Below are 25,801 nucleotides of genomic sequence, written 5' to 3'. Positions count from 1 at the left end.
CGGCGGGCATCGAGGAAGCCGACGCCCGGACCAGTGTTCCCGCTGGTCCGGGCCTTTCCTGTCGGCCGTCAGCCGGCCGAGGACCATCTCAGCCGCCGCGCGGGCAGAGGGACTCACGCCTCGCCGTGCACCATCCACTGCTTTCCGTCGATCAGCTCCCGGGCGGCGTCCAGATGACCGGCGTGGCATGCGGTTTCGGTGATCACATGCAGGATGATGTCGCGGGTGGTGTGCAGCCGGAAGCTGCCGAGCCTGTTCGCGGGCCACCAGGCCGGCGGGGTGTCCATCGGAGTTTCACGAATGACCGTGTCGGCCGCGTCGATGCAGGTGCGGTACCGGTCCAGGATGTCCTCCGGCGATACGGACCGGTCGACGTTCCACACGTTCTCGGTGTGCGGCAGGGATGCGATCACCGAAGTCTGGCCGGCGATGACGGCGTTGAACCAGAACCGCTCGACGTCGAGGGCGAGATGGTTGACCAGACCGAGGCAGCTCCATCCGGACGGCAGCACGGGACGGCGCAGGTCCGTGTCGCTCAAGCCCTCCAGAGCGCCGGTGATGTGACGGCGCTGCCCGTCCAGACAGGACCGCAACGTGGCGGTCAGTTCCGCCTCGGCGGCGATGGCGAGCGGGAAGTCCTTGAGCGCGAACGTCGGGTCTTTCATCGGGCTCTCCTTGCGTCACCCTGGTCGCTGACACCCAGGTGACGACTGGGCGGGGCCGATCCGGACCGACACGTGGAGGAAAATGTGGGAGGCGGATCGCGGCGAACCCCCGCGGCCGCTTCGGATCCGCGGCCTCGGCGGTGTCCTCCGGAACGGTCTGCCAGCGGCACGTGCGGAGTGCTTGACGGCAGCCGTGACAGCAGCCCACAGGAACGGCCACGCCCAAGGCGCACGAACGGAGTGGAGCCACTACCCAAGGCAGTGGCTCCACTCCGTTGTCGCGCGGAACTGCGGTTCACAGGCGTCACACGATGGAGATCGACCGCACCTGGGTGTTGCCCTTGGTGTCGACGTACACCTTGTAGTCGCCGACGGTGTAGGTGCCGGCAGCGTTGTTGTCGATGGTGAACGTGGCCGTCACCGGAGACGCGCTGCCGTCGACACGGGTCTGCTGCACCGTGATGGTCAACTCGTTCGTGTTGCCCTTCAGCTTCTTCACCATCGCCGACGGCTTCGCGTCGACGACCGCGTTGGCGACGGTCACGTAGACCGCGTCGGGCGAGGAGAACTCGGCGTTCTTCTGACCGTCACCGAACACGAAGAAGCCCCGCTGTTCGACGGTCCCGCGCCCGGGGAACGGATCCGGGTTCGAGGCCAGGTACGTCGGGTTGAGCTTGTACAGGTCCGTCTTGGAATCCGCGAGCCTGGCCTGCACCCCGGTGTACGGCGCGTCGGTGATCGCGAGGTTGACCGACAGGTAGATGGCGTCGGGGTTGTTGGCCGACATGCGCGAGGAGAAGTACTTGTCCGTGCTCTGCCCCGCAGGAACGGCCAGCGGCACGACCTTGTCGCCGACGAGGATGTTGAACTGGAAGTCGCCGTAGCCCCCCGCGACGAACTTCGCCCACGCCGCGTCCGACATGTGGTCGGGGCGCTCCACCTTGAACTCCAGACGCATCGGCGCCACGTACGTGCTGGTCTGGTACTCGGGGTCGGTCAGGGGCAGGTAGACACCTCCCGGGGCGTGCCCCAGCTCGAAAGCCGACGCCGTCGGGGTCGAATTGCCGCGCCCGTTCCACATCGGGATGTTGAACGAGGTGGCGCCGAGCAGGGCCTGGTTGCCCAACTGGCTCGTGCCGACCGCGGCCGACGCGTCCTTGTAGGTGCCGATCGTGACGTCGAGCAGGTCGAGGTCCGCCCGGTCGGCGTTCAGCCCCGGCATGTCCGCCCACATGAACTTGGCACCGGCGGGCCCGGAGTACCGGGCCATCTCCAGCATGCCATCGGCCATGATCTTGGTCATCTGCACCGCCGAGTCGACCTTCATCCGCTCGTTGGCCGTGTGCCACCAGCGCTCGTTACCCGGGATGACGGCGCCGAAGGCGGTCATCTTGTTGCGGAAGCTGCTGGCCAGGGTGCCACCGGTCGTGCCCTGCGGATAGACCACGTCCCGGAGGGAGTACGGGTCCGCGAACTCCCCCGGGTTGCGGTCGATCGAGGCTTGGTAGCTCCCGAACTGGAGAGCCGTCAGCGGATTGTCGTGCGTGACGTACAACCCGGCGCCGACGGGCGAGCCGAGGGTGCCGATGGTGAACCCCTTCGCCTGGAAGGCGGCCGTGACCGCCGCCGTCGCCTGGCCGGAGTCAGCCGCGGTGACGTGCATGCTGCGCACATACATCGGCATGCTGAGGCTGCCGGAGGCGTCCGTGTAGAAGCTCGTCGGGGTCTCCGAATTGATGCCGCCCATGAGGGCGAACGTCAGGTTCGGCGTGCCGTTGCTCGGGTTGCGCAACAGGTTCGCCGGGATGTCCATGTACTTGCCGATATAGGCCTCGCCTTCGACACCGTCGCGGAAGAACAGGTCGGCGATGCCGTCGGCGGCCTTCTTCAACTGCAGGTCGGCGGCCGTGCTTCCCAATTCGCCGAGCCCCTTGGAGAGGAGGAACATTCCCCACACGACGGCATTCTTGCCGTACTGCGGGGTCGGCATCTCCATCGCCACATCGGTGTTGATCTCCAGCGTGAGCGAGTCGCCGGTGATCGTGGTCCGCACCTTGGGCGTGGTGCGGGGAGCAGCCGGGAGCCAACCCTTCGTGGTCGCGGCAGCGGTGATCGCCGACACGAACCGGTCGCGCTCGGTCGAGCTGGCCCCCGCCACGTCGAGGGTGAAGGTGGCCCGCGAGGCGATCTGCGTGGTGCTGCCGTAGGCGATGTCCTTGAGCGTCGGGTCGCCTTCGCGCAGGGTGACGCCGGCCGTGGCAGCCGTCAGCCGGAAGGCCTTGGTGCTGTCCGCGGACAAGCTCATCGACACCGACGGGGTCACCGATCCGGAGTTGCCGACGATGACCGGGAACCGCGAGTCGGAGGTGTAGGCCGCGATCGGGATCTCTTCCCGGTTGAGGTTCTTGTAGGCCCAGTTGTCGTAGAAGCTCGGGTTCGAGTTGTACGGGATGGACTGGAAGGTGGCCGTGTTCGTCGTCGAGGGCGTGCCAGGGCCGCCGTCCTCGTAGATCCCCATGACGATGCGGATGCGTCGGTCGAGGGGCAACCCCGCCTCGAGCAGCGCCTTGGCCGCGAGCAGCGTCGCCAGCGTCGGACCGCTGTCGTCCTGGATGCCCGCCCCGTAGACCCAGCCGTCCTGGACATAGGGCGAGTGGTACGCACCCGGAGTGCCGAGGTTGCCGTCGGCGTCCCGCCAGCGCGCCAGCTGGGCCGGCGAAACGGAAGCCGTCGGCGAGTCGAGGTGGCTCAACGCCATGACCATCTCCGGGGCGTCCGGATCACCGATCTCCGCGTAGACGTACTTGTCGGGTTGGCGCTGGACGACCACCGGGAAACCCAGGTCGGTGGCCAGCTTGACCACCCAGGCGAGCTTGGCGACCTTGCGGTCGTACTCGTTCTGGTTGGCTGCGGTGTTGCTGACCGGGAAGGGGTACGCCGTCGCGGCCGTGCCGCCTCGGGAGATGGAGTCGTAGCTCGACCCGTCCAGCATCGCCCCGACCAGAGTGAGCGGGTCGTAGGTGCCGTCCCCCGCCCGCGCGCTGTTGACGCGCCCCGCCAACGCCTCGACTTCCGCGTGGATCGCGTCGCGCTCGGCGTCGGTCACCGACAGGTCGTAGGTGACGCTCGGCTGGAAGCGCTCCTCGCCGAGGCTGGCCGCGGACGCGTGGGGCATGGGCGCAACGGTCGCCGCGAGGGACCCGGCGAGCAGGACGGAGAAGATGGTCGTCCGTCTGTTTCTCATAGAAGCTCCAGAACAGGGGGGATGACGCTGTGGCGACAGCACACGCCAGCCGTGCCGCCAGTGGCCGACGGAGCGGGATTTCTTGAGGATGATCTGAGAATCGGCCGGTGCCGTCAGCCTGCTGCCAGACGCCGGCAGCCCGGTGGGGCACCGTCGGTGCACGACACAGGCTTGTCGCGTGGCCTTATCCAACGACCGCCAAGAAATCCGAGTAGAACAGGCCCAGGCCGACCGCCACGCAGACGCCGGCCACGATCCAGAACCGCACCACGATGTTGACCTCGCTCCAGCCGGCCAACTCGAAGTGGTGGTGCAACGGCACCATCCGGAAGACACGCCTGCCGGTGGTCCGGAACGAGACGATCTGGATCACCCAGGTCGTCGTGATGATGACGAAGAGCCCGCCGATCATGATCGACAGCAGCGTGGTGCGGGTTACCACCGCGAGGCCGCCGATCAGGCCGCCGAGCCCGAGCGAGCCCACGTCACCCATGAAGATCCGCGCCGGGGACGTGTTCCACCACAGGAAGCCCACGCAGGCGGCAGCCGCCGCCGCCGCGATCATGGCGATCTCCAGGGGGTCCCGGACCTGGTAGCAGTACTCGTTCACGCGGGCGTACGCGTCGTCGGCGCACCAGTGCCGGTACTGCCAGAAGCCGATCAGCGCGTACGCGCCGAGCACCAGGATCGACGCGCCGGTGGCCAGGCCGTCGAGGCCGTCGGTGAGGTTCACGCCGTTCGACATCGCCATGATCACGAAGACGAAGACCATGACCGCGCCGACCTTGCCGACGTCCAGCCAGCTGATGTCGCGGATGAGCGAGATGTGCTCGCTGGCCACGGTCTGGCCGTTGGTGCTCGGCACGTAGAGCGCGGCGATGCCGAACCCGCCGCCGACGATCGCCTGGCCGAGCAGCTTGCCTTTGGCGGACAGTCCGTCGGAGTTGCGCCGGCGCACCTTGAGGAAGTCGTCGAAGAAGCCGACCGCGCCGCAGAAGACGAACAGCCCGAGCAGCACCAGGGCCGTCATGGTCGGCCCCTCCTGCGCGATCTGCCGGTCGGGCAGGGTGGTCAGCGCGAGGTGCCCGGCGACGTAGGCGAGGACGGTCGCCACGATGAAGACGACCCCGCCCATCGTGGGCGTGCCCTTCTTGCCCTGGTTGCTGGCGAGCCCGATCGATCGGATCGGCTGGCCGGCCTTGAGCGCGGTGAAGACGCGAACCGCCACCGGCGTGCCGAACAGGGAGATGATGAACGCGACCGCGGCCGCGACGATGACCGCCCTCACGGGCGAACCTCCACGAGATCCGGATTTCTCCCGGCGTCCCCGCCGAGCGTCCAGATCAGCGCCTGACGTGTCGACCTGAGCTGGCCGTGCGGATGGTCCTTGCCGAAATCATCGATCACGAGACACGAGCTTGCCATCCGACGGCGAGCGGAGCAGCCCCGGACCTCACCGGGCCATGGATCGGGACCCGGCGACACGAATCCGACGACGATCTTGTAGTGCCAGGCCCGAGGTTCACCTTGTGTTCGAAGCGGCGGAGACAGCCCCAACGACGCGATCCCTTGTCGGCCGTGGTGCGCGATGCCACAGGAGCGGTACACGGCCGAGCGTCAGGAAGCCTTATCCATCCCGTCGAGCTGTACGGCAACCGTCGGTGCTGTTACGCGGCTCTTCGGTACCTGCCGGGTGCGGTGCCGTATTGGCGTTTGAACGCGTTGGCGAAGGCGAACTCCGACGTGTAGCCGATCCGGTGTGCGACGGCGCTCAGCGGCGCGTCGGAGTCCTGGAGTAGCCGGGCTGCCGTGGTCATCCGCCACCAGGTCAGATAGCTGAGCGGCGGCTGGCCGACGAGGGTGGCGAAGCGCCGGGCGAATGGCGCCCGGGACAGCCCCGCCTCCGCGGCCAGAGTCGCGACCGTCCAGGGCCGCGCCGGGTCGCGGTGCATGGCCCGCAGCGCGGCCGTGATGGCCGGGTCATTGAGTGCCGCCGCCCAACCGGTGGTGGCCCCACGCGCGGGCTGCTCGTCGAACCAGGTACGCAGGATGTACAGCAGGAGCGTGTCGAGGAGGGCAGGCACGATGGCGTCGGTGCCGAGGCGAGGTCGTTCCAATTCGGCGGCGAGCAAGTCCACGGTGGCGCACAGCTCGGGGTGGCGCCCGAGGTGCGCCGGGAGGTGGATGAGTTCGGGCAGGTCGTTCAGGAGCGGATGGGCGCGGGCCGGATCCAGCTCGTACGCGCCGCAGAGCGTCACGGTGGTAGGGCCGTAGGTGCCGAGGGGCTCGCCGACGGTGGCGGTTGCGTAGCGCTGAAGGAACTGCGGGTCGTTCGGTTCGCAGGCGGGTGCCGTCACGGGGGTCGATGGGTTGTCGGCCAGCGCGTGCCCCTGCCCGCGCGGCAGGAACACCACGTCCCCGACGGTCAGCGACACGGGGTCGCTGTCCGGCGAAACGAGCCAGCACGGACCCTGCAGGATCACCTGAAAACCGGCGCATCCGGGCACGGAGGCGAATCGCTGCGCCCACGGAGCGTGCCACACCACCCGCGCTGAACGTGGCTGACCGGTCCGCATGACAGCGATCACGTCGCTGAGCACGTCCATCCCGCCACAGTACCTACGTGAAGACGATCGAGTATCAACCGAGGACCAGCACACATGGTTCGTCTTCAGCTCGTTCCATACGTTCGATGGCATGAAAGCCGCACGAATACACGAGTACGGTGACGCGTCCGTCATCCGCTATGAAGACGTCCCACGCCCGGCGCCTGGCCCGGGTGAGGTGCTGACCCGGGTCGCCGCTTCCTCGTTCAATCCATCCGAGATGGCACTACGTTCCGGGCTGCTGCGTTCCATCCTCCCGCTGAACCTGCCGTACACGCTTGGCTGGGATGTGGCGGGCACCGTGGTCGAGATCGGCAGCGACATGCACACGCTCGCCGTCGGCGACCGGGTCGTCGGCCGGCTCGACGGCGGCGGCGCCGCCGAGTACGTAGCCGCCCCAGCCGACACCCTTGTCCCGGCACCCGTCGCCATCCCGCTCGCCAACGCCGCCGCCATCCCTGTCGCCGGCCTCACCGCATGGCAGGCGGTGTTCGAACATGCCCGCATCACGCCCGGGCAGCGGGTGCTGGTCAACGGCGCGGGTGGCGGCGTGGGCGGATTCGCCGTCCAGCTCGCCAAGCACGCCGGAGCGCAGGTCATCGCCACGGCAAGCCCGCGCAGCGCAGCCGCGGTCCGTCAACTCGGCGCCGACCAGATAGTCGACTACAGCGCCTCACCCGTGAACGATGCGGTGGAAAGACCGGTCGACACCGTCCTCAATCTCGCCGCGATCAACCCCTCGGAGGCCGCGGCCCTGATACCGCTGGTCCGGCCCGGCGGTGTCATCGTCTCCATCGCCACCCCGATCGAGCCGCCCACCGACGCCTCAGTGAGCGCGATGCACATGGTCGCCCGCAACGACGTGAACCACCTCGCCGCACTGGTGAAACTCGTCGACGCAGGCACAGTCCGCCTGGATATCGACTCGTCCCGCCCGCTCGCCGACCTGGCCGCGGTGCACCGCGACGCCGAGGCCGGCCACACCCGGGGCAAGACCATCCTCATTCCGTGAAGGAGTCCCTGATGACCGCCACCTCCGCTTCCCCGATGATCAAAGGGCTTGGACCCGCTCGCCTGGACTCCCCCGCGAGCAGCGGCACAGTTCGTGTCCCTGCTGTCCGACGGCGGCATGAGCATCGAGCAGATTGCCGACCTCTGCGGGCACTCCGGCATGACCGTCACCGAGAGCGTCTACCGGCACCAACTCCGGCCGGTGCTTCTGAGCGGCGCGGTCGCCACGGATCGGATCTTCGGCGCTGAGATGTAGTCACCCAGCTACGACAAGAGGGCACATCCATTGACTGGATGTGCCCTCTGAGCTGCGTCGGGATGGCCGGATTCTCGTCCAAGGCCACGCGGGAAGCCCTGCGGAAGCTCGGCGAAAGCCTCGATCAACACTGAAGCTCACAGCCACGGAGCGTCACGGAGTCCACGTAGGTTCCCGAAGCTCGATCGCCGGCTACCGGAAAGTCATGCTCGGCGCGGTACGGCTCCGTCCTGCCAGCGGTAAAGGTCGCGCAGCAGGCAAATCTCGGCGCCGTGATGGATCAGCTCTCTGTTGACGTGCAGGACGATGCCCTCCATGGGAAACCGCTCGGGACCCACCGTGGGCGGATTCTCCAAGTCAGCGTCCGAGAGCTCGCGGACCCCCGCGTTCCATCTCCCATACATCTCATCGAGCTGTTTTAGCGCCTCGTCAGCCGTCCCCGCGTAGGCGAATGTCTGGGAGTCGACGTCTTGGCCGCCGAAGTGCCATCCGACCCGATAGCCGAGGCAGGAGACGATGATGTGCGCCAGCCGCCAGGCAATCGTGGTCACCGGCGCCGGCACCGGGGCAGGGGACGCAAAGTCCATCGCCCATTCCCCCGAACTTGCCGACATCGGTGCGGCCGACGTGCCACGTGGACGGACGCTCCAGCAGCCGCGCACCGGCTCCCAGAAGTACTCCTCATCGGCAAGACCGTGCAGCCGCGGCCGCAGATTCTTGTGCCAGTGCCGGTCCAGCTGGTCCGCGAGTCGCTCGCTTCTCGCCATCTCCGCACACTACATCAGCGGAGACCTAGCATGATCAAGACCGTAGACTCCCGCCCGAGATCAGATGGGCATCCCGAGCGAGCGCCACGCCAGAGCCTCCGACCTGCATGTTCGAAGGCGGCGAAGACTCAATGAGTCGCTGCAGTACTTCGCTGCTGTACAGGATCAGAAAAGGCCATCCGGAAGATTCCGAATGGCCTCTGACCTGCGTCGGGACGGCCGGATTCGAACCGACGACCCCTTGACCCCCAGTCAAGTGCGCTACCAAACTGCGCCACGTCCCGATGCCCCCGCGTGACGTTCCCCGCGGCAGCCGGTACAGCTTAGCGCAAGATCCTCCCACCCGCGCACAGGCCCCACCGGGTGCCGGCCGCCACTCCCCCTAGAGCGTCCTAGGAAAGAAGCCGCCGGGGAGGGAACCCCGGCGGCTTCTCGAAGGGCGGGTGGGTCAGCCGTGGGCCTTGCCGCGGCCGCCCGGGCCGAGCTTCTTGCGGGGGCGGACCGAGATGTCGATCGGGCTGCCCTCGAAGCCGAACTCCTCGCGGAGCTTGCGCTCCACGAACCGCTGGTAGCCGGCGTCGAGCGGTCCGGTGGTGAAGAGCACGAAGCGCGGCGGGGCCACGCCGGCCTGGGTGGCGAAGAGGATGCGCGGGGCCCGACCGCCGCGCACCGGGTGCGGGGTGGCCTGGACCAGCGCGGTGAGCCACTGGTTGAGCTGGGCGGTCGGGATGCGGGTCTCCCAGCTGGCCAGGGCCTTGCGCAGCGCCGGGGCGAGCTTGTCGACCGCCCGGCCGGTCTTCGCCGACAGGTTCAGCCGGATCGCCCAGGGGATGCGGCGCAGCTCCCGGTCGATCTCCTTGTCGAGGTAGTAGCGACGGTCGCCGTCGACCAGGTCCCACTTGTTGAACGCGATGACCAGGGCCCGACCGGCCTCCACCACCATGGTGAGGATGCGCTGGTCCTGCTCGCTGATGACCTCGCTGGAGTCGAGCAGCACCACGGCCACCTCGGCCGCCTCGATCGCGGAGGCGGTGCGCAGGCTGGCGTAGTACTCGGTGCCGCTGGCCTTGCCGACCCGCTTGCGCAGGCCGGCCGTGTCGACCAGCTGCCAGGTCTCCCCACCGATCTCCACGAGGCTGTCCACCGGGTCCACGGTGGTGCCGGCGACCGCGTCGACCACCGCGCGCTCCTCGCCGGAGAAGCGGTTGAGCAGGCTGGACTTGCCGACGTTGGGACGGCCGACCAGGGCGACGCGGCGCGGGCCGCGCGGGCGGTTCTCCACGATCTTCGGCGCCTCGGGCAGCGCCGCCATGATGGCGTCGAGCAGGTCGCCGGAGCCGCGGCCGTGCAGCGCGGAGACCGGGAACGGCTCACCGAGGCCGAGCGACCAGAGCGCGGTCGACTCCATCTCGATGGCGGTGTTGTCGGCCTTGTTGGCGACCAGGATCACCGGCTTGGCGCTGCGCCGCAGCATCTTCACGGCGGCCTCGTCCACGTCGGTCGAGCCGACCATGGCGTCGACCACGAAGAGCACCACGTCGGCGGTGACGACGGCCGTCTCGGCCTGGGCGGCGATGGCCGCGGCCCGGTCCTTGGCGTCGGGCTCCCAACCGCCGGTGTCCACCACGGTGAACGCCCGGCCGTTCCACTGCGCGTCGTACGGCACCCGGTCCCGGGTCACGCCGGGGATGTCCTCGACGACCGCCTGGCGGCGGCCGATGATCCGGTTGACCAGCGTCGACTTGCCCACGTTGGGGCGGCCGACGACGGCCACCACCGGCTGTGGGCCGGTCGGCTCACCGGGTTCGAGCTCCGGCTCGCGCAGCTCGACCCAGCCGCCGAAATCGTCGCTCATGCCACACCCCGCTCGGTGAGCAGCGCGCGCAGCCGGGCGACGACCTCGTCGATGCCCAGCTCGGTGGTGTCCAGCACCACCGCGTCGGCGGCCTGCTGGAGCGGGTTGACCTTGCGGGTCGAGTCCAGCTTGTCCCGGCGGGCCAGGTCGGCGGCGGTCGCCGCGACGTCGATGGCGTCCTCGGCGCTGCGCCGCTGGGCGCGGGCCGCCTCGGAGGCGGTCAGGTAGACCTTCAGGTCGGCGTCGGGCGCCACCACCGAGCCGATGTCGCGGCCCTCGACCACGATCCGGCCGGCGTCGGCGATCACCTGCCGCTGCCGGGCGACCAGCAGCTCGCGGACGGCGCCCACGGCGGCCACGGCGGAGACCGCCCCGGTCACCTCGGGACCGCGGATCTCCTTCGCCACGTCGACGCCGTCGGCGGTCACGCCGTACCCCTCGGGGTCGGTGCCGATGCGCAGGTCGACCTCGCCGGCGACCTTGGCCACCGACTCGGTGTCGGTCAGGTCGACGCCGGAGCGCAGCACCGCCCAGGTGAGCGCCCGGTACATGGCGCCGGTGTCGAGGTAGCGGGCGCCGAGGCTGACCGCGAGCCGCCGCGACACGGTGGACTTACCCGAACCGGACGGCCCGTCCACAGCGACCACGCAGCGCCCGGCCCGTACGTTTTGCTCCACCGTTGTCCTCCTCAGCCCGTACCTCGCGGGTCGCCGGCTTGTCCGGCGCCGTTGAGCGGTTGTGTTTCTTCGTCAATCATCCCGCGCCGCGCGGGTCGGCCACGCGCCGTGCCGCCGAAGGCGACCGCGGGCCGCGTCGAAGCCTACCGGGAGCCGTACCCCGATCGACGGGGTCAGTCACCCACGGCCTTGAACAGGGCGGCGACCTCCGCGTTGGTCAGTCGGCGCAGCCGCCCGGTGCGCAGGTCGCCGAGCTTGATCGGACCGATCGAGGTACGGATCAGCCGGGACACCGGGTGTCCCACCTCGGCCATCAGGCGCCGGACGATGTGCTTGCGCCCCTCGTGCAGGGTCAGCTCCACCTGGGCGGTTTTGCCCAGGGTGCCCACCACCTTGAAGGAGTCGGCCTTCACCGGCCCGTCCTCCAGCTCGACGCCGGCCGTCAGCCGCTTGCCCAGGTTGCGCGGGATCGGCCCGGCCACCTCGGCGAGGTAGGTCTTGAGCACCTCGTACGACGGGTGCATGAGCTTGTGGGCGAGGGTGCCGTCGTTGGTGAGCAGGAGTAGGCCCTCGCTGTCGGCGTCGAGCCGCCCGACGTGGTAGACCCGCTGCTCCAGCCGCGCGCCGATGAAGTCGGCGAGCTCGGTGCGGCCCTTCTCGTCGGCCATGGTCGTGACCACCCCGCGCGGCTTGTTCATCGCCACGTAGACCAGGCGGACGTCGGCCTGGAGCCGCTCGCCGTCGACGTGGATGACGTCGCGCGCCGGGTCCGCCTTGTCGCCGAGCTGGGCCACCCGGCCGTTGACGGTGACCCGGCGCCGGAAGATCAGGTCCTCGCAGGCGCGCCGCGAACCCACCCCCGCGGCGGCGAGCACCTTCTGCAGGCGCTCGGCGCCCTCGTAAACGGGGGCATCGGGCTTCGGGGCACGGTCATCGCGTCGCATCGGCAAGCTCTTCTACGTCGTCGGGGAGGAAAGGGGCCAGGGGCGGCAGGTCGTCCACCGAGTTCAGCCCCAGCTTCTCCAGGAACATCGTGGTGGTCCGGTAGAGGAACGCACCGCTGTCCGCTTCGGTGCCGCACTCCTCGACCAGACCCCGGGAGACCAGGGTACGGATCACGCCGTCGCAGTTGACGCCCCGGATGGCGGAGATCCGCGACCGGGTCACCGGCTGCTTGTAGGCGATCACCGCGAGGGTCTCCAGCGCGGCCTGGGTCAGCCGGACCGTCTGGCCCTCCAGTACGAACCGCTCGACGTACGTCGCGTATTCCGGCCGGGTGTAGAGACGCCAGCCACCCGCGGCCCGGCGCAGCTCGAAGCCGTGCCCGGCGGCCATGTAGCCGGCCGCGATCTCGTCGAGCATCGGGCCGATCCGCTCCGGGGACTGCTCCAGCACCTGGGCCAGGGTCAGCTCGCTGACCGGCTGGTCCACCACCAGCAGGATGGCCTCCAGCGCGCCGCGCAGCTCGGCGTCGTCCAGCACCGGCGCGGGCTCCGGCTCCGGCGCCGGCCGCCGCCGTCCCCGCCTCCCGGGTACGCCGCCCTCCCCCGCAGGCTCGCCGGGTCCGGCGTCGGGGTGGGTGAGCCGGTCGGGGCCGATCGCCTCGTCGGCGTCCGGGGCCGACTCGCCCGCGCCCGACGCCACCTCCGGCTCCGCCGCGCTCTCCCCCACCCGATCTTGGACAGTCTCCGTTCGAGCCGAACGGTAGGTGTCCAAGATCTCCGCCGTGGCGCCGGCGGGCGGCGGCACGGGCGTCCGGGGCGCGGGTACGGGCTCCGGCCCGGCGGACGGCTCCGGCCCGGCGGACGGCTCCGACCCGGCGGACGCCTCCGGCTCGGCGGACTGCGCCGGCTCTGCGGGCGCCGAAGTAGCTGGCTCAGCCGGTGTCGCGCGCGGCTCGGGCTCGGCGGGCGTCTCGCTGGTGGCGGGCTTCGGCGGGGTCGGCCGCTCCCACGGGGGGACCCAGGCGGCTGCCTGGTCGGCCAGCGAGTCGCGGCGTTCCTCGTCGTTCATCGGGTCACTCCTGTGTCGGCGCGGCGTCGTCCGCCGCCGCGGACCGGGTCGGCGCAGCGTCGTCCGCCGCCGCGGACCGGGTCGGCGCGCCGTCGTCCGCCGCCGCGGACTGAGTCGGCGCGGCGTCGTCCGCCGGGGCGGAGGGGGTGTCCGCCGGCGGGGTGGCCGGCTCCGGGGAGCCGGCGTACTCGTCGATGGTCAGCTCGGTGTCGCCGTCGGCGGCGCCGGTCCAGCGCACGGTCAGCTCCTCCAGCGCCTGCTCCTGAACAAAGGCGACGAGGCCCTGCCGGTAGAGCTCCAGCAGCGCCAGGAAGCGCGCCACCACCTCCAGGGTGATCTCGCAGTCGGCGCAGAGCAGCGAGAAGCTGGCGGTGCCGGCGCGGCGCAGCCGCTCGGAGATGATCTCGGCGTGTTCCCGGACGCTGACCCGGACCATGTGCACGTGCGCGATGGACACCTCGGGAACCGGCTTCGGGGACATGGCCCGGAGCGCGAGCTTGAGCAGCCGTTCCGGGCCGATGCCCAGCACCAGGTCGGGCAGCGCCTCGGCGTATCGGGGTTCGAGGGTGACCGCCCTCGGGTAGCGGCGCCCGCCGACCGACTCCAGCTCGGCGATGTGCGCCGCCGCCTCCTTGTACGCCTTGTACTGCAGCAGCCGGGCGAACAGCAGGTCCCGGGCCTCGAGCAGGGCGAGGTCCTCCTCGTCCTCCACCTCGGCGGCGGGCAGCAGCCGGGCCGCCTTCAGGTCCAGCAGCGTGGCGGCGACCAGCAGGAACTCGCTGGTCTCGTCGAGGTCCCACTGGTCGCCCATGGCCCGCAGGTACGCAATGAACTCGTCGGTCACCTTGTGCAGGGCCACCTCGGTGACGTCCAGCTTGTGCTTGCTGATGAGCTGGAGCAGCAGGTCGAACGGGCCGGTGAAGTTGTCCAGCCGGACGGTGAAACCGGTGGTCTCCTCGACGGTGGCCGGGTCGGCGGGCACCACGCCGTCGACCTCGGCGGCCAGCTCGGCGGCGGCCACCGGGTCGGCGGCGCCGTGCGGCGGGTCGAGGGGCGGTGCGGTCACCGGCAAACCGTAGTCCACGACGGGGTCACCCGGCGTGCGGCCTACCGCTCCGCCTGGGCGGCGATCACCTCGCGGGCGAGCTGCCGGTAGTTGCGCGCGCCCGAGGAGGCCGGGTCGAGGGTGGTGATCGGCGCACCGGCCACCGTCGACTCGGGGAACTTGACGGTCTTGGTGATCACCGTCTGGTAGACCTTGTCGCCGAACGCCTCCACCACCCGCTGGAGCACCTGCCGGCAGTGGGTCGTGCGGCTGTCGTACATGGTGGCGAGGATGCCCTCGAGCTCCAGGTCGAAGTTGAGCCGCTCGCGCACCTTGTCGATGGTGTCCAGCAGCAGCGCGACACCGCGCAGGCTGAAGAACTCGCACTCCAGCGGGATGAGCACGCCGTGCGCCACGGTCAGCGCGTTGATCGCCAGCAGGCCCAGCGAGGGCTGGCAGTCGATCAGGATGAAGTCGTACTCCTTGCGGACCGTGCGGAGCACCCGAGCCAGGGCCATCTCCCGGGCGACCTCGTTGACCAGCTGGATCTCGGCGGCGGAGAGGTCGATGTTGGCGGGCAGCAGGTGCAGCCCGGCCACGTCGGTCTTGATCAGCACGTCCTCGGCGGTGACGTCGTCCTGCATGAGCAGGTTGTAGACCGACAGGTCGAGGTTGTGCGGGTTGACGCCGAGGCCGACGGAGAGGGCGCCCTGCGGGTCGAAGTCGACGAGCAGCACCTTGCGGCCGTATTCGGCGAGGGCGGCGCCCAGGTTGATGGTGGTCGTGGTCTTGCCGACGCCACCCTTCTGGTTGGCCATCGCGATGATCCGCGCCGGGCCGTGCCGGTCGGTCGGCATCGGCTCGGGGATCGGCTTGCGCATGGTGTAGGCGGCCGGGTCGGCGGGGCCGAGGTCGGCGCCGAGCGTCGCCTGCTGCTCGCGGAGCTCCGACGTCCAGGTCTCGGCGCGGTCACCGTTTCCTGCCATGTCCTCGTTGCCCCCTCCCGACGACCACCCGGCGTCGGAGCCGTCCGACGTCCCTCGCGGCGCCGCTGCGCACCCCCGGTCCGTCACCCCTGGAGGCCCGCGCCGAAGCCGACTGTACGCCACGTGCCAGCAGCGCGTTCGGTAGCGGGTCGGCGTGTCGGGCAGCGGTCAGCCGGGACGCTGGTTCGTTCGACTGCGGGGCTCGCAACCCCGGCTCACTCCTCGCGCTCAGCCGTGGGCGCGCGGGTGGGCGGTGGCGTAGACCTCGCGCAGCCGTTCCACGGTGACCAACGTGTACACCTGCGTGGTGGTCACCGAGGCGTGGCCGAGCAGTTCCTGCACCACCCGCACGTCGGCGCCGCCGTCGAGCAGGTGGGTGGCGTAGGAGTGGCGCAGGGTGTGCGGGGAGACCGCCTCGGGCCCGTCGACCGGCAGGCCGGCCCGTTCGGCCGCGGCGCGCAGCACGGTCCAGGCGCCCTGCCGGGTGAGCGGTCCACCGCGGGCGTTGACGAACACGGCCGCGGTGCCCCGCCCGGCGGCCAGCAGCGCCGGGCGGCCCCGCACCAGCCAGGCGCGCAGCGCCTCGGCCGCGTACCCGCCGACCGGCACGAGCCGGGTCTTCCCGCCCTTGCCGTGCAGCAGCACGGTTCCGGCGTCCAGGTCGAGGTCGTCCACGGCGGCGCCGATCGCCTCCGAGATGCGCGCGCCGGTGCCGTACAGGAATTCCAGCAGCGCCCGGTCGCGCAACGCGCGGGGCGCGGCCTCGCCGGTCGCGGTGACCGGGCCGGCGGTCTCCAGCAGCCGCACGACGGCGTCGACCGGCAGCGCCCGGGGCAGCCGGCGCGGCGGGGCGGGCGGGCGGACGTCACGGCCGGGGTCGGCGCCGCTCATCCCCTCCCGCAGCGCGAAGCGGTGCAGGCCGCGCACGGCGCTGGCCGCGCGGGCGGCGGAGGAGACGGCGAGCGGCGGGTGGTCGGCGTCGCCGGCGCGAAGCCGGCCCAGGTGCGCCTCGATGTCGGCGGCGCCGACGGCGGCCAGGTCGGTCACGCCGGCGGCGGCCAGGGTGGACAGGTAGCGGTCCAGGTCCCGGCGGTACGAGGCGAGGGTGTTCGCGGACAGTCCCCGCTCGACGGTGAGATGGTCCAGGTAGCCCCGGACGGCACGGCGCAGGGCCGGCGCGGGCTCGACGCCCGCACCGGCCCCGTCCGTCGTCGCGGTCAGGCCGCCGTCCCTCAGCCGAGCACCTCGGCCAGCGGCAGCACGTCCATGCCGTGGGCCTCGGCGACCGGGCCGTAGACGACCTGGCCGGCGTGGGTGTTCAGGCCGAGGGCGAGCGCCGGGTCGTTGCGCAGCGCACCGCGCCAGCCCTGGTTGGCCAGTTCGAGGGCGTACGGCAGGGTGACGTTGGTCAGCGCGTAGGTGCTGGTGTTCGGCACCGCGCCCGGCATGTTCGCCACGCAGTAGAAGATCGAGTCGTGCACCTTGTAGACCGGGTCGGCGTGCGTGGTGGGACGCGAGTCCTCGAAGCAGCCGCCCTGGTCGATGGCGATGTCGACGAGCACGCTGCCGGGCTTCATCCGGGAGACCAGCTCGTTGGAGATGAGCTTCGGGGCCTTCGCGCCGGGCACCAGCACCGCGCCGATCACCAGGTCGGCGTCGACCACGGCCCGCTCGATCTCGTACGCGTTGGAGGCGACGGTCTGCAGGTGGCCCCGGTAGATGGCGTCGGCCTGGCGCAGCCGGGCGACGTTCTTGTCCAGCAGCAGCACCTCGGACTGCAGGCCCAGCGCGATGGCGGCGGCGTTCAGGCCGGAGACGCCGGCGCCGATGACCACGGTCTTGGCCGCGTACACGCCGGAGACGCCACCGGGCAGCACGCCCCGGCCGCCACCGGTGCGCATCATGTAGAAGGCGCCCACCTGCGGGGCGAGCCGGCCGGCCACCTCGGACATCGGGGCGAGCAGCGGCAGCGAGCGGTCGGGCAGCTCGACGGTCTCGTAGGCGATGCCGGTGACCTTCCGGTCCACCAGCGCGTCGGTGCACTCCTTGGAGGCGGCCAGGTGCAGGTAGGTGAAGAGCACCTGCCCCTCGCGCATCCGGTGGTACTCCTCGGCGATCGGCTCCTTGACCTTGAGCACCAGCTCGGCGGTGTCCCAGACCTCGTCGGCGGTGGCCAGGATCTTGGCGCCGGCGGCGGCGAACTCGTCGTCGGTGATGCTGGAGCCGACGCCCGCGCCGGACTCGACGAAGACCTCGTGGCCGTGGCGGGTGAACTCGTTGACGCCCGCGGGCGTGATCGCCACGCGGTACTCGTGGTTCTTGACCTCGCGTGGGATTCCGACCTTCACGATGCAGACACCTTCCTCGGGGACGCTCACCCCCGACTGCGCGGCGCCGCGGCGGCCCCTTTGCCGTCGCGGTCCACCGGTCCCGCCCGGCGGCAGTCTAGGCGCGTGGGAACCCCACGGAGGCCAACACAGTGACATCCGGTGCCCGGTCGTGCTGACGGTGTGTCAGGCATCGACCGGGCTGAGCGGTGGAGACCGCCTCAGCCGTCAGGACAATGTTCGGTAAATATCCTTCCACCGTCCGGGCGCCGGTGCGGACAGGAGCGCTGTCGATCACTAGGGTGTCCGCTCATGACCACTCCTCCTTACCAGCAGTACCCGCAGGGCGTCTCGGACAAGAGCAAGATCGTCGCGGGCATCCTGCAGATCCTCCTCGGCGGCTTCGGTGCCGGCCGGTTCTACATGGGCGACACCAAGACGGCCGTCATCCAGCTCGTGGTGACGCTCGTGACCTGTGGCTTCGGTGCGATCTGGGGCCTCATCGACGGCATCCTGATCCTGGTCAACGGTGGCGTCGACGGGCAGGGACGCCCGCTGCGCGACTGAACGACGGCACGAACGGCAGGGGCCGCGCGGTGTTCGCACCGCGCGGCCCCTTCGTCGTCCGACCCGGCCTAGCGGGGCAGCGGCGCCTCCGGGCGGCGCAGCTCGGTGAAGCCGGTCTCCCGGGCGCGGGCGGCGGCGAGCAGCCCGGCCACGCAGGAGGCGTTGGTGATCTCGCCGGCCAGGACCATCCGGACCGCCTCGTCGAGGTCGACGCGGACGACCTGGAGGTCGGCCTCCTCGTCGCGCCGGTCGTGGCGCTGCTCGGCGGGCACCTCGGCGAGGTCGCGGGCCAGGAAGACGCGGACCACCTCGTTGCTGAACCCGGGCGAGCTGTGCAGGTCGACCAGGAGGTCGATGCTGCCGGCGGTCAGGTCGGCCTCCTCGGCCAGCTCCCGGGCCGCCGCGGTGGCCAGGTCCTCGCCCCGGACGTCCATCAGCCCGGCGGGCAGCTCCCACAGGTGCCGGCCCACCGGGTGCCGGTACTGGCGGATCAGCACCACCTGGCCGGCGTCGTCGAGGGCCACCACGGCCACCGCGCCGACGTGCGTCACGTAGTCGCGGGTGGCGCTGCCCCCGCCGGGCATGGTGACGTCGTCGCTGACCACCGAGAAGATCCGGCCGGACCAGATCTCCCGGTGCCCGGTCACCTCGTACCGGTGCTCCACCGCGCTCACGCCACCGCCTCGCTCGCTCCGCTCGCTCACGAGGCGGACGCCGCCTTCGCCGCCGCGGCGCCGCCGTTGCGGCCCGCCTTCTTCGCGGCCGCCTCCGCCGGGGCCTCCAGGTCGACCGGAAGCTGGTCGGCCTCGGAGTACGCCACGGCGGCCTTCACGAACGCCGCGAACAGCGGGTGCGGCCGGGTCGGCCGGCTCTTCAGCTCGGGGTGCGCCTGGGTGGCCACGAAGAACGGGTGCAGGTCCCGGTCCAGCTCGACGAACTCGACCAGCCGGCCGTCCGGCGAGGTGCCGGAGATGGTCAGGCCCGCCTTGGTGAGCTGGTCGCGGTAGGCGTTGTTGACCTCGTACCGGTGCCGGTGCCGCTCGCTGACCTCGGTGCTGCCGTACGCCTCGGCGACCAGCGAGCCCTCGGCCAGCTTCGCCGGGTACGCGCCTAGCCGCATGGTGCCGCCCAGGTCGCCCTTGCCGGCGACGATGTCCTCCTGGTCGGCCATGGTGGCGATGACCGGGTGGGTGGCCTCCTCGTCGAACTCCAGCGAGTTCGCCCCGTCGAGGTTGGCCAGGTGACGGGCCACCTCGATGGTCATGCACTGCAGGCCGAGGCAGAGGCCGAGCAGCGGGATGCCGTTCTCCCGGGCGTACCGGGCGGTGCCGATCTTGCCCTCGATGCCGCGGACGCCGAAGCCGCCGGGGATGACGATGCCGTCGACGCCGGCCAGGGCCGCCGCCGCGCCGGCCGGGGTCACGCAGTCGTCGCTGGGCACCCAGCGCAGCTGCACCCGGGCCCGGTGGCCGAAGCCGGCCGCCCGGATCGCCTCGCTCACCGACAGGTACGCGTCGGGCAGGTCGACGTACTTGCCGACCAGCGCCACGGTCACCGTGTGGCGCGGCTGGTGCACCCGGTCGAGCAGGTCGTCCCAGCGGGTCCAGTCCACGTCGCGGAAGGAGAGGCCGAGCCGGCGCACCACGTACGCGTCGAGGCCCTCCCGGTGCAGCACCTTGGGGATGTCGTAGATGCTCGGCGCGTCCGGCGCGGCGGTGACCGCCTCCCGGTCGACGTCGCAGTAGAGCGAGAGCTTCTCCTTGACCTTGTCCGGGATCTCCCGGTCGCAGCGCAGCACCAGGGCGTCCGGCTGGATGCCGATGCTGCGCAGCTGCGCCACCGAGTGCTGGGTCGGCTTGGTCTTCAGCTCACCCGACGGGGCCAGGTAGGGCACCAGCGACACGTGCAGGTAGAAGCAGTTGTCCCGGCCGAGGTCGTGCCGGACCTGGCGGATCGCCTCCAGGAACGGCAGCGACTCGATGTCGCCGACGGTGCCGCCGACCTCGGTGATCACCACGTCGGGGACCTGGCCGCCGGCGTCCGGGTCGGCCATGCCGAGGATCCGCGCCTTGATCTCGTTGGTGATGTGCGGGATGACCTGGACGGTGTCGCCCAGGTATTCGCCGCGCCGCTCCTTGGCGATCACCGCCGAGTAGATCTGCCCGGTGGTGACGTTCGCCTTGCCGGACAGGTCCCGGTCGAGGAACCGCTCGTAGTGGCCGACGTCGAGGTCGGTCTCGGCGCCGTCCTCGGTGACGAAGACCTCGCCGTGCTGGAACGGGTTCATCGTCCCGGGGTCGACGTTGAGGTACGGGTCGAGCTTCTGCATCACGACGCGCAGCCCGCGCGCGGTGAGCAGGTTGCCGAGGCTGGAGGCGGTGAGGCCCTTACCCAGCGAGGAGGCGACGCCCCCGGTGACGAAAATGTGCCTGGTCGTCCGTGCTGAAGGGGCCAAGGCCTGCTCCCGTGTCGTCCGTAGCGGTCGTGCGAACCGCCGTGCCGATCAGCCAAGTGATCACGCGATCCACGGGATTCCACGGTAACACCTCCTCGGCCCCGCAGCGGCGTCGCACCCGCCGTCGGCGCACGTGAAGCCCGGTTCGCCTCAGCCGGCGGGCACCTCGGTCGATGCCGGGCCGGGCTGGGCGGGCACCCGGGGCGTCCGGTCGGCGGCGGCGTCCGGCGCCCCCGTACCCCGGTCTGGGCCCCCCGGAGCGCCCTCGGGGGCCTCAGGGTCGGGCTCGGGCCGGGCGGCGCCGCCCGCGCCCGGTACTGCGGCCGCGCGCCCGCCGCTCGGACGGTCCCCGCCCGGGCCGCCGGGCGGGGCCGACCCGCCCTCGTCGCCCGGACGGCCGCTGCCGGGCTGGGTGCGGTCGGTGGAGTGGTCGAGTACCCGCAGGGCCGCCAGGGCCGCCATCGGCACCACCAGGGCCCCCGCCGCCCCGGCCACGTCCAGCGCCGAGCCGCTCAGCACGCCGCCCAGGCCGGCGGCCACCCCGGTGCCGGCCATCGCCGCCCGGATCGCCGGATAGATGCCGAACAGCCGCATGAGGCCGCCCCAGGGCTGGAGCAGGGCGAACCAGACCAGCGCCGCGCCGGCCAGGGCCAGGACGGTCAGCGGGCTGTTCACCAGGGTCTGGAAGTTGGCGGTGCTGGACCGGTGCACGGTCAGCCCGCCGGTGCCGTCGCCGAGCGCGGCGAGGAAGCGCCCCAGGCTCCCCCGCTCGGCCTCCGGGCGGCCCACGTCGACCACGGCGAAGCCGATGGTGACCGCCAGCCCGGCCATGGTGGCCCAGGCCAGCCGGCTCACGGTCAGCCAGCCGCCGGTGCAGATGGCGGCGGCGACGCTCACCCCGGCGGTGAGCGCGATCGCGCCGATCGAGTCGGCCCCCAGGTAGGGGCTGCCCACGATGACGACGGCCGCCCCGCCGACCGCGACCATCACCATCGGCCGCCAGGCCCGGCGGACCCGCTGCGCCAGCCAGCCGCCGCAGAGCAGCGAGCCGGCGATGAACACGCCCAGCCCGACCGTGCCCAGGCCGGCGTACCGGCCGCCCTCCAGCGCCGAGTAGCCGATCACGCCGTTGAGCTGCAACCGGGAGCCGGTGAGCACGTCCACCCCGACCACCAGGGTGGCCAGGGCGGCCACCGCGCCGAGCGGACCGAGGGTGCGCTCGTGGCCGGGGGTGAACCGGACCGCGGCGGTGCCGCCGACGGTCAGCAGGGCGGTGACGGAGGCGAACCACCAGCCGGCGTGCGACCCGCGCCACCAGGGCACGGCGTCGGCGAGCAGGGCGGCCGGCACGGCGAGCGCGGCGGCGATCAGCAGCAGTTCCACCGCCGCCACCACCCGCCGGGACACCGGCTCGGGCCCGTGCGGGCCGGCGTGCCGGCGGGCCCGGCGCAGCAGCGGCAGCACCGCCACGGCGAGGGCCACCTGGGCGGCGGCGAGCAGGGTGAAGAACCAGCCGGCGACCCGGCGCTGGGCGGCGGCCTCGCGGTCCGCGTCGGCGGGCGCGTCGATCGCGGCGCGCAGGTCGTCGGGGCGGTCGCCGACGGACAGGGCGGGGCGGCCGACGAAGAGCCGCTCCGGCATCGGGCGGCCCAGTGCCGCCAGCGCCGTGGGCGCCAGGTCGACCAGTTGCAGGTAGCCCTCGCGGGCGGTGCTCGGCGAGGTCAGCCAGCCCCGGCCCCAGCCCGGACCGTCGGCCACCGCGACGTGCAGCCGGGACGGGGTGTCGGTGTCCGAGACCCCGGCCACCAGGACCAGCGAGTGGGGCGGCCGGGCGGCGAGCACCCGGGCGAGCTGGGCGTCCACCTGGCGGGCCTGCGCGGCCCGGTTGGTCGGATCCGCGCCGTCGACGGTGCCCAGGTCGACGATGCTCAGCACACAGGAGCCGAGCAGCTTCGCCGGGTCGGCGGGGAGCACCGGCGCATACCGGTCGACCCGGCCGAACGGGCGGGCGGCGGCCACCGCGGCGCCCGGGCCGACCGCCACCGAGCAGCGCACCGACTCGGACAGCGCGCCCGGGGTGGTCCCCCAGGAGAGCCGGTCCTGGTTGTACGCGACGACGCTCTCCTGGTCAGGCAGGTTCGCGCCGATCCCGTCGGGCTGCTCGACGGTCACCCCGGTGGCCGGGCAGCCCCCGCCCGGCCGGCTGCCGTTCCAGGCGGCGAAGTTGCCGGCGCCCAGGGTGAGCCAGCCGTCGACCGGGCAGGTGGGCCGGTGCGCGGAACGTACCGACAGGGAGCCGATCGAGCCCTGCTCGGCCATCCGCCACAGGGTGGGGGTGGTCTGCGGGTCGACGTCCTCCCAGCGCAGCCCGGCCGCCCCGGCCAGCACCACGAAGTCGGCGCTGCGCTCCGGCGCGCCGTCGTCCGGGCGCGCGGCCAGCGCGGTGATGCCGAGCGCCACCACGACAAGGGTCAGCAGCACCGGGGTCAGTTTGCGCAGCATCACCGGTTCCCCGTCGAGTGCTCGGGCGTCAGCTCCGCGTAGAGGTCGACGAGGGCGCCCGTGGTGTCCGCCTCGGTCGGCCAGGTCGCGGCCCGGGCGGCGCCCCGGCGGCCCAGGTCGGCGCGACGGGCCTCGTCGTCCAGCAGGTCGCGCACCGCCGCGTCGACGGCGTCCACGTCCCCGGCGGGGACCAGCACCGCCGCGTCGCCGACCAGCTCCGGCAGGCCGCCGACGGCGGTCGCCACCAGCGGCACGCCGGCACCCAGCGCCTCCTGGGCGAAGAGCTGGCGGGCCTCCCAGTCGCTGGTCACCACGGCCAGGTCGGCGGCGGCGAGCAGGTCGGCCACGTCGGTGCGGTGCCCGAGCAGGGTCACCGGCGCCCGGGCGGCCGAGATCCGCGCGGCGAGCGGGAGGTACGCGGGCCCGCTGCCGGCGATCACCACCAGCGGCGCGGGCTGCCGGGTACGCCACCGGGCGGCCGCGTCGATCAGGATGTCGTACCGCTTCTGCGGGTGCAGCCGGCCCACCGAGAGGATCAGCGGCCGGTCGGCGCCGACCCCGAACTCGGCGCGGACGGCGGCCCGGCGGCGGCGCGGCGCGGGCAGTGCCGGCGCGGCGACCGGGGCGAGGCGGGCGTCGCCCGCGCCGAGCGCGGCGGCCCGGTCGACCAGGTCGGCGGAGGCGCCCAGGGCGACCCGGACGTTCCGGGCGACGATCCGCTCGGCCAGCCGGGACAGCCCGCCGCGCAGCCCGCCGGCCAGCACGGCGTTGTGCCACGTGACCACGAGCGGGGCGGCCGGGCGGGCGAGCACGGCGACCAGGCCGGCGCGCAGCCCGTGCGCGTGCACCACGTCGATTGGCGGGTCGGCCAGGGCCCGGCGCAGCGCGGCGACGGCACGCGCGTCGGCCGGGGTGGGGCTGGCGGGGATCTCCACCGGCGTGAACCGGGCGCCCACCCCGGTGAAGTCGAACTGGTCCTGGGTGGCGGCCGGGCCGCAGACCAGCACGGACGCGCCGGCTTCGGTCAGGCCCCGGGCGATCGAGCGGACGTGCTGCCCGACGCCACCGGTGCTGGAGGCGAGCACCAGGGCCACGGAGCCGGGCCACCGCGGCGCCGACGAGGCGTCCGTCATGAGGAAACGGTCTCCTTTCCGTCGCCCCGCTCGCCGGGACGCTGGTCCTCCCGCGGGCCGTCACCCCCGCCGGGCGGGCGTCGCCGGCCGAGCCGGCGGGTCACGGCCGCGAGCAGCGGCCGGACGTCGCGGGCGTCGATCAACCAGGCGACGGCGAGGAACAGCGCGGCGACCACGACCCCGGACAGCATGCCCTGCACGAGGGCCTCCGGTGTCGTCGGGGTCCCGCCGGCGAGTCCGGCGAGTCCCCGGGCGGTGGCCGCGCCGCCGAGCCCCGCGACCGCGGCGGCGAGCAGGCCGGCGGCCCCGGCCCGCCCGACGCCGGCCAGCGCGGCCGGGCCGGCGGAGCGGAGCACGGCGACGATCAGCAGCCCGCCGAGGAGCAGCATGCCGGCGGAGGTGGCCAGGGTCACGGCGAGCACCCGGTCGGCCAGGGGCAGCAGGTGCGCGAGCAGCACGGCCAGCGCCGGCACGGTGAGCCAGCCGAGCGCGGTGGCGACGGTGGCCGCCCGGGTCTCCCCCCGCGCGTAGAGGGCCCGGGTGAGCACCGCGAACAGGCCGTAGCCGAGCAGACCGGGGGCGAAGCCGGCGATGCCCGCCGCAGCCGTGCCCGCGTCGGCGGGGTCGAAGAAGAAGTGCCCGACCGGGCCGGCCACGCCGACCAGCGCGGCGGCCCCCAGGAGGCTGAACAGCACCACCCCGCGTACCGCCGGGGCGAGGGTGTCCCGGTAGGCGCGCTCGTCGCCGGCCGCCCGGGCCGCCACCAGCGTCGGGTACGCGGCCACCGCGAGCGGCACGGCCAGCACCGCCCAGGGCAGGAAGTAGATCGTCTGGGCCAGGTTGTAGACGCCGACGTCGGCGGTCCGGCCGTAGGTGACCTGGTTGAGCGCGACGACCAGGGCGATCTGCTGGGCGGCGACGGTGACCACCCCGGCCACGGCCAGCCCGCCGACCCGGGCCCGGGCGTCGGCGGGGAACCGGAAGCCGAGCCGCGGCCGCAGCCCGAGCCGGCGCAGCGGGACCAGCAGGGACAGCGACAGCACCACCACGCCGAGCGTGGTGCCGCCGGAGAGCAGCAGCTCACCCCCCGGCCCGACCTCGGCGACGCGGGCCAGCCGCCCCTCCGCGACGGTGAAGCCGAGATAGACCACGATGACGGTGACGCTGGACAGCAGCGGGGCGATCACCGGCCAGGCGAACCGCCGGTGCGCCTGGAGGACCCCGGTGAGCACGATGCCGACGCCGTAGAGCGGCAACTGGGGGGCGAAGACCCGCAGCATCCGCGCCCCGGCCTCCTGCTGGGCGCCGTCCAGGCCGTGGCCGAGCAGCCCCAGCAGCGGGTCGGCGAGCAGCGCCACCAGCACCGCGAGGGGCACCAGCAGGCTGAGCGTCCAGGTGAGCAGGGCACCGGTGGTGGCGGCCACCGCCCGCCGGTCCCCCGCCTCGACCGCGCCGGCCAGCAGCGGTACGACAAGGCTGGCCAGCGCGCCACCGGCGACGATCTCGAAGATGAAGTTCGGGACGTAGTTCGCCACCAGGTAGGCGCCACCGAGGTCGGTGGGGGCGAGCGTCCAGGTGAAGACCGCGGTGCGGCCGAAGCCGGCCAGCCGGCTGACGACGGTGAGGACGGCGATGAGGGCGGCCGCTCCGGCCACGCGGCCGGCGCCGGCGAGGGGTGCCGGTTTCGTCACG

General features: G+C 72.3%; 20 protein-coding genes, 1 tRNA gene and 1 pseudogene. 3 read left to right on the top strand and 19 right to left on the bottom strand.

The genetic code is table 11. From position 1 onward, the window contains the following. Window positions 1-113: 113 nt before the first annotated feature. The 4 genes from ACQP12_RS11800 to ACQP12_RS11785 all read right to left on the bottom strand — a co-directional run bounded on the left by ACQP12_RS11800 (window position 114) and on the right by ACQP12_RS11785 (window position 6,515). Window positions 114-665 (bottom strand): DinB family protein, encoded by a 552-nt coding sequence (locus ACQP12_RS11800; protein ID WP_433287395.1) that lies wholly within the window; start codon window positions 663-665, stop codon window positions 114-116. A 304-nt stretch (window positions 666-969) separates the two neighbouring features. Next, the gene (locus tag ACQP12_RS11795) at window positions 970-4,071 is read right to left on the bottom strand and encodes a hypothetical protein (protein WP_433287393.1); all 3,102 of its coding nucleotides are present in this window, start codon (window positions 4,069-4,071) and stop codon (window positions 970-972) included. Between the two features lie 22 nt (window positions 4,072-4,093). Continuing rightward, entirely contained in the window at window positions 4,094-5,197 is a 1,104-nt protein-coding gene (gene mraY, locus ACQP12_RS11790; protein WP_433287391.1) for a phospho-N-acetylmuramoyl-pentapeptide-transferase, read from the bottom strand. A gap of 379 nt (window positions 5,198-5,576) precedes the next feature. After that, the gene (locus ACQP12_RS11785) at window positions 5,577-6,515 is read right to left on the bottom strand and encodes an AraC family transcriptional regulator (RefSeq protein ID WP_433287389.1); all 939 of its coding nucleotides are present in this window, start codon (window positions 6,513-6,515) and stop codon (window positions 5,577-5,579) included. A 91-nt stretch (window positions 6,516-6,606) separates the two neighbouring features. On the opposite strand from ACQP12_RS11785, the gene ACQP12_RS11780 reads away from it, so the two are divergent. Both ACQP12_RS11780 and ACQP12_RS11775 read left to right on the top strand, forming a co-directional pair. Then, on the top strand, window positions 6,607-7,527 hold the full coding sequence (locus ACQP12_RS11780; protein ID WP_433287387.1) for an NADP-dependent oxidoreductase: 921 nt from the start codon (window positions 6,607-6,609) through the stop codon (window positions 7,525-7,527). A gap of 45 nt (window positions 7,528-7,572) precedes the next feature. Continuing rightward, a pseudogene (locus tag ACQP12_RS11775) lies at window positions 7,573-7,782 on the top strand (site-specific integrase); the annotation flags it as partial. A 203-nt stretch (window positions 7,783-7,985) separates the two neighbouring features. Here the strand turns inward: ACQP12_RS11775 and ACQP12_RS11770 are convergent. The 10 genes from ACQP12_RS11770 to ald form a co-directional block, all read right to left on the bottom strand. After that, window positions 7,986-8,549: a DinB family protein gene (locus tag ACQP12_RS11770; protein ID WP_433287385.1), complete on the bottom strand. Its 564-nt coding sequence runs from the start codon at window positions 8,547-8,549 to the stop codon at window positions 7,986-7,988. Window positions 8,550-8,759: 210 nt separating this feature from the next. Beyond that, window positions 8,760-8,833, bottom strand: a tRNA-Pro gene (locus ACQP12_RS11765). Between the two features lie 164 nt (window positions 8,834-8,997). Next, the gene (der, locus tag ACQP12_RS11760; RefSeq protein WP_357949355.1) at window positions 8,998-10,404 is read right to left on the bottom strand and encodes a ribosome biogenesis GTPase Der; all 1,407 of its coding nucleotides are present in this window, start codon (window positions 10,402-10,404) and stop codon (window positions 8,998-9,000) included. Further along, window positions 10,401-11,081 (bottom strand): (d)CMP kinase, encoded by a 681-nt coding sequence (gene cmk / locus ACQP12_RS11755; RefSeq protein ID WP_433287383.1) that lies wholly within the window; start codon window positions 11,079-11,081, stop codon window positions 10,401-10,403. Before cmk ends, der begins: the two co-directional genes overlap by 4 nt. A 173-nt stretch (window positions 11,082-11,254) precedes the next feature. After that, window positions 11,255-12,025, bottom strand: a complete 771-nt coding sequence (locus ACQP12_RS11750) for a pseudouridine synthase (RefSeq protein WP_357949349.1) — start codon at window positions 12,023-12,025, stop codon at window positions 11,255-11,257. Beyond that, window positions 12,012-13,094: an SMC-Scp complex subunit ScpB gene (scpB, locus tag ACQP12_RS11745; protein ID WP_433287381.1), complete on the bottom strand. Its 1,083-nt coding sequence runs from the start codon at window positions 13,092-13,094 to the stop codon at window positions 12,012-12,014. Before scpB ends, ACQP12_RS11750 begins: the two co-directional genes overlap by 14 nt. Window positions 13,095-13,098: 4 nt before the next feature. Further along, window positions 13,099-14,160 carry a segregation/condensation protein A gene (locus ACQP12_RS11740; protein ID WP_433287379.1) on the bottom strand — a complete coding sequence of 354 codons (1,062 nt, stop codon included), beginning with the start codon at window positions 14,158-14,160 and terminating at the stop codon, window positions 13,099-13,101. A gap of 41 nt (window positions 14,161-14,201) precedes the next feature. Continuing rightward, complete coding sequence (locus ACQP12_RS11735) at window positions 14,202-15,125, bottom strand: ParA family protein (protein ID WP_254341557.1); 924 nt, start codon at window positions 15,123-15,125, stop codon at window positions 14,202-14,204. Window positions 15,126-15,353: 228 nt separating this feature from the next. Further along, entirely contained in the window at window positions 15,354-16,346 is a 993-nt protein-coding gene (locus tag ACQP12_RS11730) for a site-specific tyrosine recombinase XerD (protein WP_433289235.1), read from the bottom strand. 11 nt (window positions 16,347-16,357) lie between these two features. Then, a complete protein-coding gene (gene ald / locus ACQP12_RS11725) occupies window positions 16,358-17,473 on the bottom strand; it encodes an alanine dehydrogenase (protein ID WP_357949342.1) in 1,116 nt (371 codons plus the stop codon). Between the two features lie 291 nt (window positions 17,474-17,764). Here ald and ACQP12_RS11720 point away from each other — a divergent pair, with 291 nt between their 5' ends. After that, window positions 17,765-18,019 carry a TM2 domain-containing protein gene (locus ACQP12_RS11720; RefSeq protein WP_433287376.1) on the top strand — a complete coding sequence of 85 codons (255 nt, stop codon included), beginning with the start codon at window positions 17,765-17,767 and terminating at the stop codon, window positions 18,017-18,019. Window positions 18,020-18,087: 68 nt separating this feature from the next. Here the strand turns inward: ACQP12_RS11720 and ACQP12_RS11715 are convergent, their stop codons facing one another. From ACQP12_RS11715 to murJ, 5 genes are all read right to left on the bottom strand, one after another. Next, window positions 18,088-18,693, bottom strand: coding sequence for an NUDIX domain-containing protein (locus tag ACQP12_RS11715; protein ID WP_433287374.1), 606 nt, complete (start codon window positions 18,691-18,693; stop codon window positions 18,088-18,090). Window positions 18,694-18,719: 26 nt separating this feature from the next. Next, a complete protein-coding gene (locus tag ACQP12_RS11710; protein WP_433287372.1) occupies window positions 18,720-20,474 on the bottom strand; it encodes a CTP synthase in 1,755 nt (584 codons plus the stop codon). Between the two features lie 150 nt (window positions 20,475-20,624). Continuing rightward, entirely contained in the window at window positions 20,625-22,976 is a 2,352-nt protein-coding gene (locus ACQP12_RS11705) for a hypothetical protein (RefSeq protein ID WP_433287370.1), read from the bottom strand. Then, on the bottom strand, window positions 22,976-24,109 hold the full coding sequence (locus tag ACQP12_RS11700; protein WP_433287368.1) for a glycosyltransferase family 4 protein: 1,134 nt from the start codon (window positions 24,107-24,109) through the stop codon (window positions 22,976-22,978). The genes ACQP12_RS11705 and ACQP12_RS11700 overlap by 1 nt, the downstream gene beginning before the upstream one ends. Beyond that, on the bottom strand, window positions 24,106-25,800 hold the full coding sequence (murJ, locus tag ACQP12_RS11695) for a murein biosynthesis integral membrane protein MurJ (RefSeq protein WP_433287366.1): 1,695 nt from the start codon (window positions 25,798-25,800) through the stop codon (window positions 24,106-24,108). Before murJ ends, ACQP12_RS11700 begins: the two co-directional genes overlap by 4 nt. Between the last annotated feature and the right edge of the window lies 1 nt (window position 25,801).

Origin of the sequence: Micromonospora sp. CA-244673 (assembly GCF_050948395.1) — a bacterium.
GTDB lineage: Bacteria > Actinomycetota > Actinomycetes > Mycobacteriales > Micromonosporaceae > Micromonospora.
Note: the sequence above shows the minus strand (reverse complement) of the source record. Positions and strands in the feature narration are given on the sequence as shown.

Excerpts from the sequence above, each read along its gene's own strand:
- ACQP12_RS11785 (WP_433287389.1), bottom strand. The coding sequence starts at position 6,515 with ATGGACGTGCTCAGCGACGTGATCGCTGTCATGCGGACCGGTCAGCCA.
- ACQP12_RS11735 (WP_254341557.1), bottom strand. The coding sequence starts at position 15,125 with ATGGCAGGAAACGGTGACCGCGCCGAGACCTGGACGTCGGAGCTCCGC.
- ACQP12_RS11780 (WP_433287387.1), top strand. The coding sequence starts at position 6,607 with ATGAAAGCCGCACGAATACACGAGTACGGTGACGCGTCCGTCATCCGC.
- ACQP12_RS11720 (WP_433287376.1), top strand. The coding sequence starts at position 17,765 with ATGACCACTCCTCCTTACCAGCAGTACCCGCAGGGCGTCTCGGACAAG.
- scpB (WP_433287381.1), bottom strand. The coding sequence starts at position 13,094 with ATGAACGACGAGGAACGCCGCGACTCGCTGGCCGACCAGGCAGCCGCC.
- ACQP12_RS11705 (WP_433287370.1), bottom strand. The coding sequence starts at position 22,976 with ATGCTGCGCAAACTGACCCCGGTGCTGCTGACCCTTGTCGTGGTGGCG.
- ACQP12_RS11770 (WP_433287385.1), bottom strand. The coding sequence starts at position 8,549 with ATGGCGAGAAGCGAGCGACTCGCGGACCAGCTGGACCGGCACTGGCAC.
- ACQP12_RS11700 (WP_433287368.1), bottom strand. The coding sequence starts at position 24,109 with ATGACGGACGCCTCGTCGGCGCCGCGGTGGCCCGGCTCCGTGGCCCTG.
- der (WP_357949355.1), bottom strand. The coding sequence starts at position 10,404 with ATGAGCGACGATTTCGGCGGCTGGGTCGAGCTGCGCGAGCCGGAGCTC.
- ACQP12_RS11750 (WP_357949349.1), bottom strand. The coding sequence starts at position 12,025 with ATGCGACGCGATGACCGTGCCCCGAAGCCCGATGCCCCCGTTTACGAG.
- ACQP12_RS11800 (WP_433287395.1), bottom strand. The coding sequence starts at position 665 with ATGAAAGACCCGACGTTCGCGCTCAAGGACTTCCCGCTCGCCATCGCC.